Consider the following 1801-nt stretch of genomic DNA (forward strand, 5'->3'; position numbering starts at 1 on the left):
GGGGAGCGCTCATGGGGCGCGCAATGCACCCCGGCGCGTCCCCCCTGTCAACGTCACCCGCCGTGACGGACTACTTCGCCGCCGGAGCGGTGCCCCAGTCCGGGGTCAGCCAGCTGCCCTTCTCCATGGGCAGCGGCACCTGGTTGTTGCCGTCGGCGGTCATCACCCACAGGTGCGCGGCGCCGTTGCGGTTGGTGCTGAACATGATGAGCCGGCCGTTGGGGGAGAAGGTGGGCTCCTCGTTGTTGCCCTGGTCCTGCGTCAGGCGCGTCACCTTGCCCGTGTCCACGTTGACGGTGAAGAGGTCGAACGCGTTGCGCTCGTCGCGAGCGGTGAAGGCGATGAGGTCCCCGCGCGGCGACCAGTCCGGCGTCTGGTTGTAGTTGCCCTGGAAGGTGAGCCGCTTCACGCCGGAGCCGTCCGCGTTCATCACGTACACCTGCGGGCTGCCGCCCCGGTTGGACACGAACGCGATGCGCTTCCCGTCCGGCGACCAGGTGGGGCTGGTGTTGAGGCCGTAGGGCGTGTCGGTGATGGCCTTGGCGCCGGAGCCGTCCGCCGAGGCGACGTAGATCTGCGCGCTCTCACCCTCCGCCAGCGCGTAGGCGATGCGCTTGCCGTCCGGCGAGTACGCGATGCCCGTGGCCATCTGGCCTTCGGTCACCAGCGGCTTCGCCTCGCCGCCCGGGGTCTGCACGTAGATGTCCGGCCGGTTCTTCCGGTAGGACGTGAAGGCCACCTGGCCGGACGGGCTGAGCGTGGGGAGGATGTGCGTGCCGCCCTTGGTGAGCGCCTGCGCGCGCATGCCGTCCCAGTCCGCCACGTACACGTCGCGGTTGGCGCCCGCCTTGCGCACGAAGGTGATGCGCGACAGGAAGGGGCTCGGCTCGCGGGTGAAGTGCCGGTAGAGCGCGTCCGCCAGCGCGTGCGCCAGCTGCCGGGGCTCGCCGGCCGGCGCGTCCTTGGCCACCTTCAGCTCCTCCTTGCCCGTGGCCACGCTGAACAGGCGCAGCTCGCCGCGCAGCGCGCCGCCGTCCTGCGCGAGCGACACCTTCACCAGCGACTCCGCGCCCACGTCCGCCCAGCGGCTGAAGTTGATGCTGCCCGCCGTCATGCCCTCCTTGGCGTCCGCGGTGAAGCTGTTGCGGTCCAGCACCTGGAAGATGCCGGAGGCGGTGAGGTCGTACGTGAAGGCGGTGTCGAAGGACTGCGCGGCCTTCTTGTCCGCGCCCTCCTGCACCACGGGCGCGGGGGCCGCGAGCGGCAGCGGGCGGAAGTTCGCGCCGGAGATTTCGATGACCGGCGCCTGGGCCAGCACCAGCGCGGGGACCAGGAGGAGCGACAGCAGGAGGGCTTTCATGGGCTGAACACCAGGACGACGCCGTTCTTCTGGAGTGCGTCGCGAAGCGCGTCGGGGGGAGGAGAGAAGGGAGATGCCTTGCGCACGGCGGCCACCACCGCCGCGTCGAACAGCTCGTTGCCGCTGGCCTTGGCCAGGCTCACGTCCAGCACTTCACCCGCGCGGCCCAGCCGCATGGCCACCTGCGCCTTCAAGTACAGGCGCTCCGCGTCGGGGATGGTGTCCGCCACGTTGTAGTGACGGCGCACCTGGGACTTCAGAAGACCGTAGTACCGCTCGCCCTCGGCCACCGCGGAGTCGCCGTCCGGGTCGCCGTCCTCGGCGCCCTCCAGCTCCTCCGGCTCCGTGGGCTTCGCCGACTTGTCGAACGCGCCGAAGAGCTTCTTGCGCCGGTCCTCCGCGTTCGCTTCGCCCTTCTGGGGCTGTCCCTTATACACATCT

Annotated in this window: 2 protein-coding genes; both read right to left on the bottom strand. The window is 70.3% G+C overall.

The annotated features are described in order from the left end of the window. Positions 1–70: 70 nt before the first annotated feature. Positions 71–1360 carry an LpqB family beta-propeller domain-containing protein gene (locus tag D7X55_RS39060; protein WP_120552634.1) on the bottom strand — a complete coding sequence of 430 codons (1290 nt, stop codon included), beginning with the start codon at positions 1358–1360 and terminating at the stop codon, positions 71–73. Then, on the bottom strand, positions 1357–1801 hold a 445-nt coding region (locus tag D7X55_RS39065; RefSeq protein WP_147470410.1), incomplete at its 5' end, for a TonB family protein. The genes D7X55_RS39065 and D7X55_RS39060, both read right to left, overlap by 4 nt.

Origin of the sequence: Corallococcus sp. AB049A (assembly GCF_003668885.1) — a bacterium.
GTDB lineage: Bacteria > Myxococcota > Myxococcia > Myxococcales > Myxococcaceae > Corallococcus > Corallococcus interemptor.